Raw genomic sequence first — 18,060 nt, 5'->3', positions numbered from 1 at the left:
CCCGACAACCACCGTTGGTGAAATGTTGGGAGTGCCGTGACCGGCCCGCTGAGCACGTTGATCCTCGCCGCGGGTGAGGGCACCCGCATGCGTTCGTCCACCCCGAAGGTGCTGCACCCCATCGCCGGCCGTCCTCTGGTCGAGCACGCGGTGCGGGCCGCCGCGGGGCTGAACCCGGAACACCTGGTCGTGGTCATCGGCCACGGTCGCGACTCGGTCGGCGCGAAGCTGGCGAAGGTCGGCGAGGCGCTCGGCCGCGAGGTCGTCACCGCCGTCCAGGAGGAGCAGAAGGGCACCGGGCACGCCGTCTCGTGCGCGCTCTCGGCGCTGCCTGGCGGACTGACCGGCACCGTCGTCGTCAGCTACGGCGACGTCCCGCTGCTCGACACCGAAACGCTCGGTTCCCTGGTCGCCGAGCACACCTCGACGGGCAACGCGGTCACCGTGCTGACCGCGGTCGTCGCGGACCCGACCGGCTACGGCCGGATCGTCCGTGACGCGAACGGCGTCGTCACCTCGATCGTCGAGCAGAAGGACGCCACCCCGGAGCAGCGCGAAATCGCCGAAATCAACTCCGGCGTCTACGCCTTCGACGCTTCGGTACTGGTCGACGGGCTCTCGAAGCTTTCGACCGACAACGCGCAAGGCGAGCTCTACCTCACCGACGTCCTCGGCATCGCCCGCGGCGACGGCAAGGGTGTCGGCGCGCTGGTCATCGACGACCCGTGGGTGACCGAAGGCGTCAACGACCGCGTGCAGCTCTCAGTCCTCGGCGCCGAGCTGAACCGCCGGATCGTCCGCGGCTGGCAGCGGGCGGGCGTCACCATCGTCGACCCGTCGAGCACCTGGATCGACGCGGGAGTGACCCTCTCGCGCGACGTAGTCATCGAGCCCGGTGTGCAGCTGAAGGGTTCGACGTCGGTCGGCGAAGGCGCGCAGATCGGCCCGGACAGCACGCTGGAGAACGTCTCCGTCGGTGCGGGCGCGTCGGTGGTGCGGACGCACGGTTCCGATTCGGAACTCGGCGACGGCGTGAAGGTCGGCCCGTTCACCTACCTGCGACCCGGCACGAAGCTGGGGACCAAGGGCAAACTCGGCGCGTTCGTCGAGACGAAGAACGCGGACATCGGGGCCGGGACGAAGGTTCCGCACCTGACCTACGTCGGCGACGCGACCATCGGCGAAAACAGCAACATCGGTTGTTCCAGCGTCTTCGTCAACTACGACGGGGTGAACAAGCACCACACCACGATCGGCTCCCATGTGCGGCTCGGCGCGGACAACACGTTCGTCGCCCCGGTGACCATCGGCGATGGCGCTTACAGTGGGGCAGGCACCGTGATCAGGCAGGACGTGCCCCCGGGCGCGCTCGCCGTGTCGACCGGGCCGCAGCGCAACATCGAAGACTGGGTGTCCCGGCGCAGGCCGGGCACACCCGCGGCGGAAGCAGCTTCCGCCGCGAAGCAGGACACCACCGCCGTGTCCGATTCAAATAAGGGAAACGACGGGGAGTCGCCAGCATGAGTTCGAAGTCCGGCACACCGAAGAAGAACCTGATGCTCTTTTCCGGGCGCGCGCACCCGGAGCTCGCGGAGGAGGTGGCCAAGCACCTCAACGTGTCGGTTGTCCCGCAGACCGCGCACAACTTCGCCAACGGGGAGATCTTCGTCCGGTTCAACGAATCGGTGCGCGGGACCGACGCGTTCGTGATCCAGAGCCACCCGGCGCCCATCAACGAATGGGTGATGGAGCAGCTGATCATGGTGGACGCCCTGAAGCGGGCGAGCGCCAAGCGGATCACCGTGATCATGCCGTTCTACCCGTACGCGCGGCAGGACAAGAAGCACAAGGGCCGCGAGCCGATCTCCGCGCGCCTGATCGCGGACCTGTTCAAGACCGCGGGCGCCGACCGGATCATGACGGTCGATCTGCACACCGCGCAGATCCAGGGCTTCTTCGACGGCCCGGTCGACCACCTGCTCGCGCAGAACGTGCTAGCCGCGCACATCAACAAGACCTACCACGGTGAGAACATCACCGTCGTCTCGCCGGACTCGGGCCGCGTGCGGCTCGCCGAGAAGTGGGCGGCTCAGCTGGGCGACCGGCCGATCGCGTTCATCCACAAGACCCGCGACCCGGACAAGCCGAACCAGGCCGTCGCGAACCGCGTCGTCGGCAAGGTCCGCGGTCAGCTGTGTGTGCTGATCGACGACATGATCGACACCGGTGGAACGATCGTGAAGGCGACCGAGGCCCTGCTCGACGAAGGCGCGGCCGATGTCGTCATCGCCTCGACCCACGGCATCCTGTCCGACCCCGCCACCGAGCGGCTGTCGAACTGCAAGGCGCGCGAGGTGATCGTCACCAATACGCTGCCGATCCCGGAGGAGAAGCGGTTTCCGGGCCTGACCGTGCTGTCCATCGCCCCGCTCCTGGCGCAGGCGATCCAGCAGGTCTTCGAGGACGGGTCGGTCACGTCCCTCTTCGACGGCAACGCCTGATCCCATCGAAGCAAGGGACCTTTGCTATCGCTCTTTCCCGGAGAGTGACAGCAAAGGTCCCTTGCTTCGTTTTCGGCTCCTCGCGAAACAGGGCGCGCCCAGCCACCCCACCTGGCTAGGTTGCCGTTCATGGGGAAATTCAAGTTCGGCGTGAACCTTTGGGGCGCCGAGAACCGCGAAGACTGGGTCAGGAAGTGCCACCGCGTCGAGGCCCTCGGCTACGACGTCATCTCCGTGCCCGACCACCTCGGCCCAGGACGGAACGCGCCTTTCCCGGCTTTGACCATGGCCGCCGCGGTCACCCAGCGGCCGCGCGTAGGCACCCTGGTCTCCAACGTCCCCTTCTACAACCTCGCGCTCTTCGCCCGCGAAGTCGCGACGACGGTGAAGATGACCGGCGACCGGCTGGACCTCGGCCTCGGCTCCGGCCACATGAAGTCGGAATTCGACGGAGCCGGCCTGCCGTGGACTCCCGCCAAGGAACGCATCGAATACCTCACGAAGAGCCTCGACCACCTGCGGGAACACTTCGCCGACGAGAAGATCACGCCACCCCCGCTGCTCCTCGCAGGCAACAGCGACGGCGTGCTTTCCCTCGCAGCCCGCGAAGCCGACATCGCCGGCTTCGCGGGTCTTCGCCAAGCACAGGGAAAGCCGCCGGGCACCTTCCGGCTGGACGACGCCGAGCGCATGGACGAACGCGTCGCCTTCTTCCGCTCCCACGCCAACGGCCGGGATCCCGAACTGAACATGCTCGTCCAGCGCGTCGTCGTCACGGACGACCGGCGCGCGGCCGCCGGGACCTGGCATGAAGAGAACGAAGACGGTCTCGACGTGGACAGGCTGCTCGAAACACCACAATTGCTGTTCGGGACCGTCGACGAGATCGTCCGGCAACTCCAGGAGCGTCGTGAGCGGTACGGCTTCTCCTACATCACGGTGTTCGAACCGATGCTGGAAACATTCGCGCCGGTCGTGAAGCAATTGTCCGGTCAGTAGGCGACGCAGAAACGCTGACGGCGGTGCCGCGGCTTCTCGATCTCGTCGACGAACGCGATCGCGTAGTCGGCGCCGCTGATCTTCGAACCGCCGTTCTCGTCGGTCAGGAGCACGTCGCTCCCGAGCCGGAATTCGCCGGTCCGCTCGCCCTCGGCCCACGCGCCGAACTCGGCGGCCGGGCTGAGGTAGAACCAGTCGACGTCCTCGGGGAGCGCCCGGAACGCTTCCAGCACCTTCGCGTGCGACCCCGCTTCGCCCTTGTACTCGTCCGGGAACTCGGGGGTGTCGATCAGCCGCGGGCCACCCTCGGCCACGTGCAGGCTCCCGGCACCGCCGACCACGCCGATCCGAGCGCCGTTGTCCTTCGCGACCCGGGCGATCGAGGGCACCGCGTCCAGCAAGCCGCTCTGCCCGTGAACCGCGATGACCAGGACGTCGGCGCCCTTGGCGACCTCGGTCAAGAAGGCCTCGTCGTACAGCGACCCCGCCCGGGTGCCCTCGCCTTCGGCGTTCCTCGACACCGCCAGGACCTCGTGTCCGCGGCCGCGCGCTTCGGCGGTGATCTTCCCGCCCGCGTACCCGGTTCCTCCGAACACAACCAGCTTCGCCATCACGTTCTCCCTTATCTCGGTGATGGCACCGATGCTAAGAACGCAAGATCGGCTACTTCAACGTATGCAACGCACCCCGGGGTGAGTGTGCAGGTCAGCCACCCAGAGCGGTGAACTCGGCCTTGAGCTTCTCGCGTACGCCGTTGACGTCGACCGGGGCACGGACCTCGCCGCGAGCCGACGGCTTGGCCTGCACCTGATAGCTGGCGTTCCGATTCGGAAGCTTGAACTTGACCTCGCAGCTCATGGGCGTCGTGGTGTCCGGCGCCGCGTTGGCGTCCGCCGTGCAGGTCTGGGCGCCGAGCGTTTGGGCCGTGAACTCGACGCTCAGCGTCAGATGCACGGGCGTCCCGCCCACGTCACCGATGACGGTGTTGGCGACGTCGATGGTCGCCCGGCAGGTCCCGACGAAATCCGTGCAGTCCAGTTTGTCGTTGACCACGCTGACACTGACCTGGGTGAGCGCGTCGAACGGCTGGCCGATCCCGCCGATCGTGGCGTCCAGATCCGTCTGGAGTTTTTTGAGCGTGTCCCCGGCGAGCGGCTCGACCCGCATCTCGGCGCCGAGTGTCTTGCCGCCCGCCGCGTCGATGAGGGAAGGCGCGAAACTGATCACGCGATGCGGCGCCGCCGTGGTCACCCGCAGCATCCCGATTCCGCTCCCGACGTCGTAGACCTCGGTCCCGTCGGGCAACTTGGAACGAACCGGATCGATCAGCCGGTTCATCGCGGAAACCGCGGTACGAAGCGTCGAAGCCGCCTTGCGCGGGTTAAGCACCTCGACGGCGTTCACCGGCAGGTCGGTGCTGTCGGTGCGGACCCAGCTGGTGCCGTACTGGTCGCTGTTGCCGAGCCCGTGCGCCTTCCAGTACTCCGGCGTCGCCGAGAGGTACAGCTGCTTGTCGGCCGAGATCACCTGGATGGCCTGGCCGTCCACCGGCAGCGCGCCGAGCGCGCTCCCGTTGCGAGTGATCCGGAACAGCAATTCGGCGGGGTTACCCGAAGCATCCTTGATTGTCGACTTGTAGACAACCGCAGGCGTCTGCTCGAGCACCTTCAACGCGCTCTCGACAGCACCACGCTGCTCCGCGCGCCGGTCCACCCGCTGCTGTTCGGCGGGCGAGATCCCCGCCGCACCGTCGATCGCGACGTCGCAGCCGGCCACAAGGCAGCACAAGACGGCGACAGCGCCGATCCTCAACCGTCGTGCCGGCATTCCGCCCCCTGTGTCTCGCGTGCGAAGAGATCACACCTTAGAAAAGGGGTCGCGCACCACCGCATCCGCGGGTCCTGGAAGCAGCTGTCACCGACTTGTCACCTGAACGAGCCACCCGGCGGGACCCCGGTGCGACCGGTTGGTCTACACTTTCCCGGTCTCGGCGAGGCGGGTTCCGTGAGCACCTGGTGCCCGACGTGATCGACGCGGCGGCTTGAGTGGCCACACGCGGTCGAGCACGCCTGTGGAATTCGCCGCCGAACACCAGAACCGCCCCGAACCATCCCCACCTCAGCATGATTTCGCTGAACATGTTGGTGAATTGAAGGAGTGCTACACCGTGTCCGAGGTACGCCTGTCCGTCGAGCCCCGCACCGAATTCGGCAAGGGTGCCGCGCGCCGCACGCGTCGCGCCGGCAAGATCCCCGCGGTGCTGTACGGGCACGGCTCGGAGCCCCGTCACTACGCCCTGCCCGCCATCGAGTTCGCCCGCGTCGTGCGTGAGAACGGCAGCAACGCCGTCATCACCCTCGACCTCGAGGGCAAGAGCGAGCTGGCGCTGACGAAGACCATCGTCGTCCACCCGCTGAAGAACTACATCGAGCACGTCGACCTGCTGGTCGTCATCCGCGGCGAGAAGGTCACCGTCGACATCCCGGTCGTCGTCACCGGCACCCCCGGCCCCGGCACCCTGGTCACCACCGACCTCGACGCCATCCAGATCGAGGTCGAGGCGCTGCACATTCCCGAGCAGGTCGAGGTCTCGGTCGAGGGCGTCGTCGCCGGCACCCAGATCAACGCCTCGGACGTCACCCTGCCGAAGGGCGCAACCCTGGTCACCGACCCCGACGCGCTGGTCGTCGCCGTGAACGAGGCGCCGTCCGAGTCCGCGCTCGAGGGCGAAGAAGCCGAGGCGGAGGAGACCACCGCCGAGGCCGCCGAATAAAGTCACTCTTGTGACCGAAGCAGTACTTCCCGGGGCCGGCGAGCAGATTCTGCTCGCCGGCCTCGGCAATCCCGGGCCCCAGTACGCAGGCAACCGGCACAACGTCGGCTTCATGGTGCTCGACGAGCTCGCCGCCCGCGTCGGCGGGAAGTTCAAAGCCCACAAGAGCGGCGCTGAAGTCCTCGAGGGCAGGCTCGCCGGGCAGCGAGTGGTCCTGGCCAAGCCGCGCTCGTACATGAACCTCTCTGGCGGTCCTGTGGTGGGCGTAGCGCGGTTCTACAAGATCCCCCCGGCGGGTCTCGTGGTCGTCCACGACGAGCTCGACGTCGATTTCGGCGCGCTCAAGATGAAGCTGGGCGGCGGCGACAACGGCCACAACGGTCTTCGCTCGATCACCAAATCTCTCGGCACGAAGGACTACTACCGCGTCCGTTTCGGTGTCGGACGCCCGCCTGGGCGGCAGGATCCGGCGGATTTCGTGCTGAAGGACTTCTCGACGGTCGAACGCAAAGAGCTCGCTTTCGAGATCGATCGTTGCGCCGACGCCGTTGAAGCGCTTATCAGCACTGGACTCGCGGCGGCCCAGAACACCTTCCACGCTGGGTGAACCCGCTCACATGGCGGTGCGTTACCTCTCATCACTCGAAGGCGTTTCACCAGACCCCTGATCGAGTCGTGGAATTGCGCGACTCTTCCAGGAAACTCTCAAACCCGTTAGGACGGAATGCGGAGATCGCATTCCCCACCGAAACCGGAGAGAGTTTCATGTCGTTTACGGCCGAAGACATCACCGGCGCCACTTTTCCGAACGCCCCGATCGGGCGGCGCGGATACGCCAAACACGAGGTCGACGCGTTCCTGGAGCGGATCGCGGACACGATCTCGGACCGGGACGACCTGACGGCGGCCGAAGTCCACCACGTCATGTTCTCGCGCCCGCTGATCGGGAAGCGCGGCTACGACGAACGCGAAGTCGACGAGTTCCTCGACAAGGTCGAGGCGCAACTCGCTCACCGAACCGGCCAGCAGGTACTCGGAGTGCCCGGCGCACGTGAAGAAGGCCAGACGACCGCCGAACGCGCCGTTCCGGACCGCGGTCCCGTCGAGTTCCTCCAGGAGCGCTAGTGCCCGTCACCGCGTTCGAGGCGAGGACCCGGCAGTTCGACCGGGCGCCCATCGGCGCCCGGGGATACCACGAACCCGCGGTCGACGCCTTCCTCGAACGCGTCGCGGCGACCCTCGACGGCGACGACGACCTCTCGGTTTCGGACGTCCACAACGTGGCGTTCGCCAAAGCGCCGCTCTCGAAACGAGGCTATGACCCGGCAGCCGTCGACGCGTTCCTCCGAGATGTCGAAGGCACGCTTGCCGGACTCTCCCAGTCCACCGACTACTACATAGCGCCGGCTTTGGAACACACCCACACCCGTAAGCCGCTCTGGCGGCGCCGCTGACCCACGGGAGGTGCCGCGAGGGGCCGGGGCCGGTGACGTTCGTTCACCGGCCCCGGCCCCTTCGAGTCAGGTGGTAGCCGCGTTCTTGGCGATCTTGTCCGCGAACTGGGTGGCCGTGGCGGCCCGCTTCACCTTGCCCGACGGCGTCTTGGGCAGGCTTCCGGCCGGAAGCACGACGACCGCGAACGGCCGCATGTCGACCGCGTCGCGCACCCTGGCCGCGACCTCTTTCGCCAGCGCCTTCTCGGTGCCGGGATCCCCGGCGAGCTTCGACTCGACGACGACGGCGAACCGCTCCCGACGGCTGCCGGCGTCGATCCGCACGGCCACCGCGTTCCCCGCGCGAACCCCCTCGACCGACGTGGCAGCACGTTCGATATCGGTCGGATACAGGTTCCGGCCGCCCATGATGATGACGTCCTTGCGGCGACCACAGATCACGATCATGCCGTCGACCAGGTAACCGAGGTCGCCGGTGAGCAGCCAGCCGTTCTCGTCCTGTGTCGCGAGCGGACCGTCCATCGTCAGGTACCCCGGCGTGACGGCCTCACCACGCAGGCGAATCTCCCCGACCTGCCGCTCTCCGAGAACCGTGCCCTTGTCGTCGACGATCTCGGCCTCGAGCCCGTCGAGCGGCGGCCCCAGGATCGCGAACGAGCGGACGGCGTCGGTTCCGCGCCGCGGGTCGCCCTCGGGCACCGGCACCGCGCGGTTGTCCGTTTCGAGCGCATCGGCTTCGACGACGTCGAGAGTCAGCCCGGTGAACAACGGCGCGAACGAAACCGCGAGAGTCGCCTCCGCCATGCCGTAGGCGGGGAAAACACATTCGGCGGGCATTTTGAACCGTGCTCCGGCCTCCACGAACGTCTGCACAGCCGTCTCATCGATCGGCTCGGCACCGTTCAGTGCGATCCGAAGCTTCGAGAGGTCGTAGGCGTCGTCATCGTCGACACGTGCCATCCGCCTTCCCACGATCGCGTAAGCGAAGTTCGGCGCGGCCGTGGTCGTCCCGTTGTACTTGCTGATCAGCTGCGGCCAGATCAACGGCCCCGACAGGAACTCGAGCGGCGTGATCTTGACCAGTTCGACGCCGAAGGTCATCGGAACGGTCAGGAAGCCGACCATCCCCATGTCGTGGAAGGTGGGCAGCCAGGAAACCATCACATCGACGTCGAAATCGAACTCGGCGCGGTCGACCATCGCCTTGACGTTCGAGTAGAGGTTTCCGTAGGTGATCTGAACGGCTTTCGGGTCGGCCGTCGACCCACTGGTCAGCTGCAAGAGCGCGGTGTCGGATTCGGCCGTCGGAACAGGCTCCGCCAGCGGTTCGGCCGCAAGCAGCTCGGTGATCACCTGGAAGGCGATGCCATGCTCGGTGAGCACCGGCGCCAGCTGATCGAACGGCTCACCGAGCAGAACCAGACCGGATCCGATCATCCTCAGCACGCGAACGGTGTCCTCGGCCCATTCGGCGAGGTCGGTGCGCTGGGTGGGCTGGTGCAGCATCGTCACGCTGCCACCGGCGAGCCATACGGCCTGCACCGTCGGCGCGATCAACGACGGCGCCGCCGCCAGGACCGCGACCGCCTTGCCCGGCTCCAGCCCGCCGGCGACCAGGCCACCGGCCACTCGCTTGGCCTGCTCGTGAATTTCGGCCCAGGTACGCCGAACCGGCTCCTTGGGCTCGCCAGTGACCATTCCCCGCTGCTGACCTCGCCCCGCCGCGGTGGCGACGAGCGTGTCCACGAACCGACTCATGCGCGTCACATTACTGTCCGCCCCGGAACGCCCGCTCACTGTCGAGTGAACTCACTCGATCGCTTCGGAGGTCTCGAGCCACTGGGCTTCGACCTCCGCCTTCTCCGTTTCGACGGATTTCAGCTCAGTGTTGAGCTCGATGAGCTTCGTCGGATCGGTCGCCGCGGCGAGCAGTGCCGCGTGCAGCTTCTCTTCCTTGGCGTGCAACTGGTCGAGCTTGCGCTCGAGGCGGGACAGCTCCTTCTGCGCCGCTCGCTGTTCCGCGGCGCTCTTCTTGGGCTCGGATGCCTGCCCACTGCCCGACTTCCTGTCGGCACTGGCCTTCGCCAGACTCTTCACCCGCCGTTCGAGGTACTCCTCGATACCGCCCGGCAGATGGGTCACGTGCCCGTCGCCGAACAAGGCGACGATGGTGTCGCAAACACGTTCCACCAGATACCGGTCGTGCGAAACGACGACGAGGCTGCCCGGCCATGAATCGAGCAGGTCTTCCAGCTGCTGCAAAGTATCGATGTCGAGGTCGTTCGTCGGTTCGTCGAGGAGCAGCACGTTGGGTTCGGCCATCAGGAGCCGGCACAGCTGCAGCCGACGGCGTTCACCACCGGAAAGGTCTTCGACCGGTGTCCACTGCCTCGCCGCGGGAAATCCCAGCTTTTCGGCCAGCTGCGAAGCGGAAAGCTCCTGCTTGCCGAACACGACGCGTCCGGAGACCTCTTCGATCGCCTGCAGGACGCGCAGGTCACCCGGCAGGTCGTCGAGTTCCTGCCGAAGGTGCGCGAGGCTGACCGTCTTCCCCTCGATGCGGCGCCCCGTCTCGGGCTCCTTGTCACCGCCGAGCAGCTTGAGCAACGTCGTCTTTCCCGACCCGTTGACGCCGACCAGCCCGATCCGGTCGCCGGGTCCGATCCGCCACGTGACGTGGTCGAGCAGGGTGCGGTCGCCGACGGTCAGGGTGGCGTCCTCGATTTCCAGGACGGTCTTCCCCAGCCGTCGCCGCGCGAACGCCTGCAGTTCGACCGAGTCACGCGGCTCCGGGACATCGGAGATCAGCGCCTCTGCCGCTTCGACTCGGTAACGCGGCTTCGAAGTCCTGGCCTGTGGACCGCGCCGCAGCCACGCGAGTTCCTTGCGCGCGAGATTCTGCCGCTTCTCCTCGGCCGTCGCCGCCAACCTCGCCCGCTCGGCCCGCGCGAAGATCCAGTCCGCGTAGCCACCTTCGTACTGTTCGACGCGACCGTTGGCGACCTCCCAGGTCACACTCGCGACCGTGTCGAGGAACCACCGGTCGTGGGTGACGACCACGACCGCGATCTTGCGGTTGAGCAGGTGGTCCGCCAGCCAGCGCACACCTTCGACGTCCAAGTGGTTCGTCGGCTCGTCGAGGACCACGAGGTCCAGTTCACCGGTGAGAGCCGCGGCCAGCGCGACTCGGCGCCGTTCACCGCCGGACAGGTTCGCCGTCGGAGTGTCGACACCCAGCGCGGTGATTCCCAGACCGTCCATAATGGACCTGACTCGCGCGTCGGCGGCCCATTCGTGCTCCGCGCCGTATCGCTCCAGCACGACGTCGCCGATTGTGCTACCACCGGGAAGTTCGGTCCTCTGAGTGACGACGGCCATCCGCAGGCCACGGACGTGACTCACCCGCCCCGCGTCCGGCTCACTGAGCCCCGCTAGGACTTCCAGCAAGGTCGTCTTCCCGCCTCCGTTGAGACCGACGACGCCGACGCGCTGTCCTTCCGCCACACCAAGCGAAACACCGTCGAGCAGCGGGCGCACCCCGTAGGACTTGCTCACCGACTCCAGGTTGACCAAGTTGGCCATGCCTCAGCCGATCCTTTCCAAAAAGCTTGCACCACAAAGAAATTGACAGACGTCCGTTCGGACACCCTCACGCATGTACTCGAGGCGGCGCCGGTCGCGGCGCGTCATCCCCGCCGACCAGCCGGGCGCCGGGAACCGGCCCGTGCGCGACGCGAACCGTCCGGCACACTCCCGCACCGGACAACTCCGCGGCGACCTCGACCGCCGACTGGGCGTCCGCGCAGAGGAACGCGCAGGTCGGCCCGGATCCGGAGACGGTACCCGCGAGTGCCCCCGCGTTGACCCCCGCCCGCAAGGTGCGCCGCAGTCCAGGACGCAACGAGACGGCGGCCGCCTGCAGGTCGTTGCCGAGGAGAAGGGCCAGCTGCCGAGGGTCACCCGACGCCAGCGCTTCGACCACCGGAGTGTGGGAACCGATCCGCGGCGGGTTGCCCTCTTCCCGCAACCTGTCCAATTCGCCGAACACACGCGGAGTCGAAAGACCACGCTGGTCGAACGCCAATACCCAGTGGAAGGTGTGCCGCGACAGGACCGGAACCAGTTGCTCACCTCGGCCTGTCCCCAGCGCGGTCCCGCCGTAAAGCGCGAAGGGAACGTCGCTGCCGAGCTTGGCGGCGATACCGGCCAGTTCGTCGCGGGAGATGTCGAGTTTCCACAGCGACGCGAGTCCGACCAGGGTCGCGGCCGCGTCAGCGCTGCCCCCCGCCATCCCGCCGGCGACCGGGATGCCTTTGCGGAGCACCACGCGAACCTTGGATTCACCGTCCGCCTTGCCCACATGAGCCGCCAGGGCCTGCGCGGCCTTCCACGCCAGGTTGTTGGCGCCGGTCGGTACGGCACCTTCCCCCTCGCCATAGACCTCGACACCCGGGTCTTCGGTGACCGCCACGGTCACCTCATCGGTCAGGGAAAGCGCCTGGAACACGGTCACCAGCTCGTGGTAGCCGTCCGGACGTACGTCACCGACCGACAAGTGCAGGTTGACCTTGGCGGGAACCCTGACGGTGACTGGAGGCGGTACGACGGCGAGCACGAGTCAAGCCTACGTGGCCGCCCGACTTGTGCTGCCACCAGGAGAAAGAGAACAGGACGAGTCAGACATGAACGGGCCGCCCTGGACGGATCTCGTCCAGGGCGGCCCGTTCGTGGAGAAATCAGGCGGCGACGCCCTGCGGTCCGCGAACCGGGTGGGTCACGTGGCCACCGCGTTCGGCGATCCAGGCGAGCGCGGCGTCCGCGTGCTCACCGCGCACGCCGAGGCGGAACCGGCCGACCGGCGTGTCACCGATGCGGGTCAGACCGCCCCCGATCGTGGCGAGTTCGACGTCGAAGCGACCGGCGGCCTCGGGCAGCAGGGCGCCGACCGAAGCGAAGCCGACAAGCACGACGTCCACCGCGCGGTCGTACTTCGAGGCCTGAGCCCGGCTGGTCTCGATCGGAGGAAGCAGCGCCTGCGCGGTCCGGCTGTTCGGGTCGGAGACCAAGTCGAGCACGGTCCCCCGCTCGATGATCGCACCGGCTTCGAGAACCGCCACGTCATCGCAGACACGGCGCACCACTCCGGCGTCAGGCGTGGTGAGCAGCACGGTCACGCCGAGCTCGGCGCGCGCACGGTCGAGCACGGTCAACACCGCGCCGGACTCCTCGGGCCGCACACCTGCGGTCGGATCGTCGGCCAGGAGCACGGACGGCCCGGCGGCCAAGGCCTTGGCGATCGCCACTCGGCGCAGCTGCCCCTCGGACAGTTCACCCGGCCGTTGCCCTGCTCGCGGCGTGAGGCCGACCAGGTCGAGCAGATTGCCCACTCGGTTCCGGCGCTGCGGTCCGTCGAGGCCGAGCTGTTCGAGCGGTGACGCGATGTTTCCGGCGATGGTGCGCTCCGCGAGCAGCTCCGGCTTGGTGCTCACGACACCGACCTGACGACGGATCTCGCGCAAGCGGCGTCCGTCCAGGGTCCCGGTGTTGAGGCCGTCGAGCCGGACGACACCCCGGTCAGGGCGCTCCTGCAGCCCGATGCAACGAGCGAGGGTGGACTTGCCGGAGCCGGCCGGACCGACGACTCCGAACAGCGAGCCGGCTTGGATGTCCACGCTGACGTCGCGCAGGGCGACGACGGGATTTCCGTTGAGGGGGAAGGACTTGGACAAGTTTTCGACAGTGATCACGAAAGGCTCCATGCGAATGGGGCGCCGCTTCTTTCGAGCGCGCCAACCGTCACCGATTACCCGTCCAGACCCGGACGGGTTTCAGAGGTAAGGGAAAGACTCAGGCAGTAACGGTGGAGCGTCGACACGCACTTACCGTGCGGCGACCTTCATCGACGACACGTCGCCTGGTCAGCAGGAGCGGGTGGGTGACCCTGTTCATTAGGCACAGCCTCCATCGGTCCTGGCGGTAGCACCTGCCCTGTGGAGGGTGGTTGCTGCGACTTCGGCGAGCCAGGTCTCTCAGTCGCTCGGGATGGCTCACTGAGTAAAACCGATCCCACTGGATGAAAGCAAGCGCGTAGGCGCAGATCACACGTCTGGTCGCGTCCATACTACAGGATTGGCTGTCCATATTATGAGACAGCAGTAGTTTCCCCAGATCTGCGCCAAGGTCTCTGCCTGCTAAGACAGGTTAGAGCAGCGCAGATCGAGAAGAGGGTTTATGCCATCGTGCTGACCTTGGCCGGCATCCGCCGGCGGCACCCCTCATGCCCAGCCGCTGGTCACTCGGCCGCGGCAGCGATACGAGCGAATTGGTGAACATCCAACTGCTCGCCGCGAGCTTTGGGGTCGACACCCGCCTTCTCGAGCAACTCCCCCGCGCGTTCGGCGGAACCGGCCCATGACGCCAACGCCGCGCGCAAAGTCTTTCGCCGCTGCGAGAAGGCGGCGTCGACGACCGCGAACAGCCGCTGCCGATCCACGGACCACACCAAGTCGCCACGTTCGAAGGCGACCAATGCGGAATCCACATTCGGCACAGGCCAGAACACCGATCGCGGCACCGCGGCGACTTTGCGCGCCTTCCCGTACCACGCCAGCTTGACGCTGGGCACGCCGTAAGTCCGGCTTCCCGGCCCTGCGGCCATCCGGTCCGCGACCTCGGTCTGGACCATCACGAGACCGCTGGTCAGCGAGGGCAGCTCGGCGAGCAGGTGAAGAACGACAGGAACGGCGACGTTGTACGGCAGATTCGCGACAAGCGCCGTCGGCCGTTCGGGCAGGTCCTCCGCCTTGATCCGCAGAGCGTCCGCCCCGACGACCGTCAGCCTGTCGGCCCCACCTCGCTCCGCCACCGTGTGCGGCAGCCGCCCGGCCAGGACGGGATCGATCTCGACCGCGACGACCTTGGCACCGGTCGCGAGCAGACCGAGCGTCAACGAGCCCAGCCCCGGTCCGACTTCCAGCACGACATCCTCTTCGCCGACTCCCGAGAGGTCGACGATACGGCGCACGGTGTTCGGGTCGTGCACGAAATTCTGGCCGAGCTTCTTGGTCGGACGTACGTCCAGCTCGGCCGCCAACGCCCTGATCTCCGCAGGCCCGAGCAGTTCAGTCACCTGACGATCGTAGCCAGCCCCGGTGGGCCGCGATCGGCCGGTGGACGACGTCACCCTCGGAGGCGAGAAAGCCACGGCGCTCGAACTCGCCTCGGCCTAATGGGGACCGCCCGAGCCCCGCACCAGGCGAGGGCTCCATGAGGAGTGGGCGCGCATGAATGACGTCAGGCCTCGTTCCCCCGGAACTCGACCGCATCATCCTTAAGCGTTTCCGAGGCGATCGGGGTCCTACGTCGGAGTGATGCGTGCAAGTTCGGGCTGCCGGAGCGTGATGATCATCCACCCGATCGATACCGTGCACTAGTTCGAATTTGGCTCCACAATCGAGGGATGACCAGCAAAAACACCCCTAAGACCTTCCCGCTGAACCTGCCGGAAGGTGACCCCGAGCTGCTTCTCCATGAGTTGCAGACACGATTGCGCGAAGGGCGACGCCTTTTCGCCGAAGTCGGCCAGATCCTGGCTGAGATCGAAGCCCGCGGTGTCCGAGACCTCTACGGGTACAACTCGATCGCCGTCTTCTACGAGCATGTGGCCCGGGTTTCCCGAGCCGAGGCGAAGAAGGTGGCCGGTCGAGCGCTGGCCCTTAACTCAAGACGGACGCGCGACGGGACCACCACTCCGCCCGTCGCGCCTATGACCGGAGCCGCAGCCGCCACCGGTGTACTGGCCGAGGCCGGCATCGACCGAATCGTCACGGTCATGAGCAAGCTGCCAGAGCACGTCGCCGCGAGCGCGCGGCTCGACGCGGAGAAAGTCCTGGTCGATCTCGCCAGCGTCGCAAGACCGCGCGACGTCACGATCGCCGGGACAGACCTGCTCGCGCGTCTCGACCCGGACGGCAATGACACCCACGACCCGACCCCGAGAGCTCCGCGAAGCGAGTTCTGGTTGCGTCAGAAACGCACCGGTCGTTGGGATCTGCGCGGCAACCTCGACCCTGAGACAGGCGCTCGCCTGAACGCGCTTCTCGTGCCGCTGGCACAACCGGCCCCCAACGGGAAAGCCGACGACCGTACCCCTGCGGAAAGACGCGGCGACGCTTTCGCGGAGATCGTCGACCTTGCGGAGAGCGGTCCGGCCGTTCCAATGCCCCGGCAGGCGTCAGAGCCAGCCACCGAGCAGCCTGAGCTTGCGGAGTCAGTCGGGAAATCGACGGACAGCTCCAGGACGGCCCAGCCGCAGGAACAGGGCCGCCAAAGTCCGTACAGCGGCAGCGACAGCGTGCGGTCGGGCAAGGCTCGCGATGTAGCCCACATACGACCGCCGCGCTGGTGGTTCCGGCTGTCGAGATCAAGACCCGGCGCCGAAACCCCATCGCCGACGCATGGCCGATCAGTTGTGCAAATCTCCGACGAAAACGCTACGCACTCTCAAGGGCGAAAAACGGCCTGAAGGCCACCCTGCGGGAGAAACCCACACGATGGCCTTCAGGAAAGGAGAATGATCTGGCGTCAGGCCTTCTTGCCACAGTGCGGCCAAGCGCCGTAGCCACCGCGGTCGTCGCGGACCTTCTCGGCGACAGCGATCTGCTGGGCCTTGCTGGCCTGGTGGGGGTAAGCGGCGTACTGCGAGCCGCCGTAGGCATCCCAGGTGCTCTTGTTGAACTGCAGGCCACCGTAGTAGCCGTTGCCGGTGTTGGCGGCCCAGTTCCCGGTCGACTCGCACTGCGCAATGCGGTCCCAGGCGCCGGCGTCCCCGATGACCGGGTCCGCGGGCTTCTTCGTACCGACCTTGATGATCTTGGGCTTGGCCTCGGTGATGACCTCTTCGGAGACCTTCTCGCGGCCGACCTCTTTGCCGTTGCGCTGGGTGACCTTGTAGGTCACGGTCTTCTGGCCAGGGGTGCCCGGGTCTTCGACCTTGGTCTTGCCCTTTTCGAGCTCCGGGTCGTCGACCTTCTGCTCGGGCGGCGCGATTTCCTCGTTCTGCTTGACCATGGTGACGCCGGTCCGGCTGACGTGGACCTCGGCGCCGTCGACCAGCTTGACGTCGAGGCCGCCGACAGTCTCGTCGTCCGGGCCGAGGGTCATCCGCAGCTCGCCGAGGAATTCCTTGGTGGTGACCGAGTTGGTCTGGACCTTCCGGGGTTCGTTCGCGCCGTCGTAGAGGGTGATGTTCTTGAGGGTCTTGACCTCGACAGTGGCGCCCTCGAGCGGGAGTTCGCCGTTCTGCGGCATCGAGGTCCAGGTACCGGACTTCGCGAGGTCGGCGCGGCCGAGCTGGTTCAAAGCCTCGCCGAGGTTGGTCGCGCGAACCCAGGATTCCTGCGCTACGCCGTCGACGACCAGGTTCAGCTTGCGGCCGCGCTCAAGCTTGATGACTCCGCCGTCGCCGACCTCGGCCTGAGGAGAGGGCGAGAGCGAGTCGTGCGCGCCGACGGAAAGGCCGGCGTCTTCGAGGACCTCGCCGACCGTGTCGCCGAAGCTGTGAACGGTGCGCTGTTGGCCGTCGATGTCGAGCGTGACGCTCTTGTTCATCGCCATCGCGGCCGCGCCGCCACCACCGAGGGTGAGCAGCACCGCCATGACGGTTCCCTTGAGGAAACGCTTCTTCCACACGCGGGTCGAGTGCGAGATGACCTCGTCCTTGGTCGCGGCCCTCATCGGCGCGCCCGCGGTGCGGTCCTCGGCCACCTCGTCCGGAATGACGATCGGCGGGAGCATGGTGGTCTCGGCGCTGATGAGGCGAATCAGCTCGTCGACGTCGACGTCGATCTCGGCCATCAGGGCATCGGCGTCGGGGCCGAGGGCGGCCAGGACGTCCTGATGCGTGATGCGCGGATCGTCGGAGTAGTCCAGCTCGCCGTAGTGGGTATCGCGGTCGAGCACGGCAACCGAACCGGCGGAAGCGAAGGTGTTCGTCTCTGCGCCGAGGCGCGAGGCATCCTGCCTACTGCTACCAGTCACTGGGTCGTTCCCTTTCCCAAGACGTCAAGGAGCTCGACAACCTCTCCACAACGTCCTTCGTCTCGATGCGCGCTTCGGCACACCTCATAGAAGTCCGACACCCGCAGCCAGCGCCATCGTCACGGTTCCAGGCCGTACCTCTCCTGGTTCCGCTTCCCCGACGTGCACTGACGTGACTGTGGGCGTACAGCCGGAGACCGCATGAGCAGCACCGACCGGCACGATCACGGGACAGTAACGAACCTCGGCGGGTTGCGCAAACACCGCCCGGAGTGTCGTGACGTTGGTCACTCAG

The 18,060-nt window shown here is 67.0% G+C and carries 16 protein-coding genes and 1 riboswitch; of the genes, 8 read left to right on the top strand and 8 right to left on the bottom strand.

Annotated features, from left to right (window positions below; all coding sequences use genetic code 11):
- Positions 1 to 36 precede the first annotated feature (36 nt).
- From glmU to AVL48_RS05955, 3 genes are all read left to right on the top strand, one after another.
- Positions 37 to 1,524 carry a bifunctional UDP-N-acetylglucosamine diphosphorylase/glucosamine-1-phosphate N-acetyltransferase GlmU gene (gene glmU / locus AVL48_RS05965; RefSeq protein WP_061986301.1) on the top strand — a complete coding sequence of 496 codons (1,488 nt, stop codon included), beginning with the start codon at positions 37 to 39 and terminating at the stop codon, positions 1,522 to 1,524.
- Positions 1,521 to 2,501 carry a ribose-phosphate diphosphokinase gene (locus AVL48_RS05960; protein ID WP_061986303.1) on the top strand — a complete coding sequence of 327 codons (981 nt, stop codon included), beginning with the start codon at positions 1,521 to 1,523 and terminating at the stop codon, positions 2,499 to 2,501. Before glmU ends, AVL48_RS05960 begins: the two co-directional genes overlap by 4 nt.
- A 129-nt stretch (positions 2,502 to 2,630) precedes the next feature.
- The gene (locus tag AVL48_RS05955) at positions 2,631 to 3,500 is read left to right on the top strand and encodes a TIGR03621 family F420-dependent LLM class oxidoreductase (protein ID WP_061986305.1); all 870 of its coding nucleotides are present in this window, start codon (positions 2,631 to 2,633) and stop codon (positions 3,498 to 3,500) included.
- On the opposite strand, the gene AVL48_RS05950 is transcribed toward AVL48_RS05955, so the two are convergent.
- On the bottom strand, positions 3,494 to 4,111 hold the full coding sequence (locus tag AVL48_RS05950; RefSeq protein WP_061986307.1) for an NAD(P)-dependent oxidoreductase: 618 nt from the start codon (positions 4,109 to 4,111) through the stop codon (positions 3,494 to 3,496). The genes AVL48_RS05955 and AVL48_RS05950 overlap by 7 nt on opposite strands.
- 94 nt (positions 4,112 to 4,205) lie before the next feature.
- On the bottom strand, positions 4,206 to 5,327 hold the full coding sequence (locus AVL48_RS05945; RefSeq protein ID WP_082857554.1) for a hypothetical protein: 1,122 nt from the start codon (positions 5,325 to 5,327) through the stop codon (positions 4,206 to 4,208).
- Between the two features lie 340 nt (positions 5,328 to 5,667).
- Here AVL48_RS05945 and AVL48_RS05940 point away from each other — a divergent pair, with 340 nt between their 5' ends.
- From AVL48_RS05940 to AVL48_RS05925, 4 genes are all read left to right on the top strand, one after another.
- On the top strand, positions 5,668 to 6,273 hold the full coding sequence (locus AVL48_RS05940; RefSeq protein WP_061986378.1) for a 50S ribosomal protein L25/general stress protein Ctc: 606 nt from the start codon (positions 5,668 to 5,670) through the stop codon (positions 6,271 to 6,273).
- A 10-nt stretch (positions 6,274 to 6,283) separates the two neighbouring features.
- Positions 6,284 to 6,880, top strand: a complete 597-nt coding sequence (gene pth, locus AVL48_RS05935; RefSeq protein ID WP_061986309.1) for an aminoacyl-tRNA hydrolase — start codon at positions 6,284 to 6,286, stop codon at positions 6,878 to 6,880.
- Positions 6,881 to 7,038: 158 nt separating this feature from the next.
- Complete coding sequence (locus AVL48_RS05930; protein WP_061986311.1) at positions 7,039 to 7,398, top strand: DivIVA domain-containing protein; 360 nt, start codon at positions 7,039 to 7,041, stop codon at positions 7,396 to 7,398.
- Positions 7,398 to 7,727, top strand: coding sequence for a DivIVA domain-containing protein (locus tag AVL48_RS05925; protein WP_061986313.1), 330 nt, complete (start codon positions 7,398 to 7,400; stop codon positions 7,725 to 7,727). Before AVL48_RS05930 ends, AVL48_RS05925 begins: the two co-directional genes overlap by 1 nt.
- 66 nt (positions 7,728 to 7,793) lie before the next feature.
- On the opposite strand, the gene AVL48_RS05920 is transcribed toward AVL48_RS05925, so the two are convergent.
- From AVL48_RS05920 to rsmA, 5 genes are all read right to left on the bottom strand, one after another.
- Entirely contained in the window at positions 7,794 to 9,485 is a 1,692-nt protein-coding gene (locus AVL48_RS05920) for a fatty acyl-AMP ligase (RefSeq protein WP_061986315.1), read from the bottom strand.
- A gap of 51 nt (positions 9,486 to 9,536) precedes the next feature.
- On the bottom strand, positions 9,537 to 11,309 hold the full coding sequence (locus AVL48_RS05915; RefSeq protein ID WP_061986317.1) for an ABC-F family ATP-binding cassette domain-containing protein: 1,773 nt from the start codon (positions 11,307 to 11,309) through the stop codon (positions 9,537 to 9,539).
- A 67-nt stretch (positions 11,310 to 11,376) separates the two neighbouring features.
- Entirely contained in the window at positions 11,377 to 12,342 is a 966-nt protein-coding gene (locus AVL48_RS05910) for a 4-(cytidine 5'-diphospho)-2-C-methyl-D-erythritol kinase (RefSeq protein ID WP_061986319.1), read from the bottom strand.
- A gap of 121 nt (positions 12,343 to 12,463) precedes the next feature.
- The gene (locus AVL48_RS05905; RefSeq protein WP_061986380.1) at positions 12,464 to 13,474 is read right to left on the bottom strand and encodes a methionine ABC transporter ATP-binding protein; all 1,011 of its coding nucleotides are present in this window, start codon (positions 13,472 to 13,474) and stop codon (positions 12,464 to 12,466) included.
- 211 nt (positions 13,475 to 13,685) lie between these two features.
- A riboswitch (SAM riboswitch) is annotated at positions 13,686 to 13,776 on the bottom strand.
- A 243-nt stretch (positions 13,777 to 14,019) separates the two neighbouring features.
- Positions 14,020 to 14,856 (bottom strand): 16S rRNA (adenine(1518)-N(6)/adenine(1519)-N(6))-dimethyltransferase RsmA, encoded by an 837-nt coding sequence (rsmA, locus tag AVL48_RS05900; protein WP_061986321.1) that lies wholly within the window; start codon positions 14,854 to 14,856, stop codon positions 14,020 to 14,022.
- A gap of 330 nt (positions 14,857 to 15,186) precedes the next feature.
- On the opposite strand from rsmA, the gene AVL48_RS05895 reads away from it, so the two are divergent.
- Positions 15,187 to 16,251: a DUF222 domain-containing protein gene (locus AVL48_RS05895; RefSeq protein WP_061986323.1), complete on the top strand. Its 1,065-nt coding sequence runs from the start codon at positions 15,187 to 15,189 to the stop codon at positions 16,249 to 16,251.
- A gap of 59 nt (positions 16,252 to 16,310) precedes the next feature.
- Here AVL48_RS05895 and AVL48_RS05890 read toward each other — a convergent pair whose 3' ends face one another.
- The gene (locus AVL48_RS05890; protein ID WP_061986325.1) at positions 16,311 to 17,687 is read right to left on the bottom strand and encodes a resuscitation-promoting factor; all 1,377 of its coding nucleotides are present in this window, start codon (positions 17,685 to 17,687) and stop codon (positions 16,311 to 16,313) included.
- Between the last annotated feature and the right edge of the window lie 373 nt (positions 17,688 to 18,060).

The organism is Amycolatopsis regifaucium, from assembly GCF_001613935.1.
In the GTDB taxonomy this organism is placed as follows: Bacteria; Actinomycetota; Actinomycetes; order Mycobacteriales; family Pseudonocardiaceae; genus Amycolatopsis; species Amycolatopsis regifaucium.
Note: the sequence above shows the minus strand (reverse complement) of the source record. Positions and strands in the feature narration are given on the sequence as shown.

Excerpts from the sequence above, each read along its gene's own strand:
- AVL48_RS05960 (WP_061986303.1), top strand. The coding sequence starts at position 1,521 with ATGAGTTCGAAGTCCGGCACACCGAAGAAGAACCTGATGCTCTTTTCC.
- AVL48_RS05955 (WP_061986305.1), top strand. The coding sequence starts at position 2,631 with ATGGGGAAATTCAAGTTCGGCGTGAACCTTTGGGGCGCCGAGAACCGC.
- AVL48_RS05950 (WP_061986307.1), bottom strand. The coding sequence starts at position 4,111 with ATGGCGAAGCTGGTTGTGTTCGGAGGAACCGGGTACGCGGGCGGGAAG.
- AVL48_RS05945 (WP_082857554.1), bottom strand. The coding sequence starts at position 5,327 with ATGCCGGCACGACGGTTGAGGATCGGCGCTGTCGCCGTCTTGTGCTGC.
- AVL48_RS05930 (WP_061986311.1), top strand. The coding sequence starts at position 7,039 with ATGTCGTTTACGGCCGAAGACATCACCGGCGCCACTTTTCCGAACGCC.
- AVL48_RS05920 (WP_061986315.1), bottom strand. The coding sequence starts at position 9,485 with ATGAGTCGGTTCGTGGACACGCTCGTCGCCACCGCGGCGGGGCGAGGT.
- AVL48_RS05915 (WP_061986317.1), bottom strand. The coding sequence starts at position 11,309 with ATGGCCAACTTGGTCAACCTGGAGTCGGTGAGCAAGTCCTACGGGGTG.
- AVL48_RS05895 (WP_061986323.1), top strand. The coding sequence starts at position 15,187 with ATGACCAGCAAAAACACCCCTAAGACCTTCCCGCTGAACCTGCCGGAA.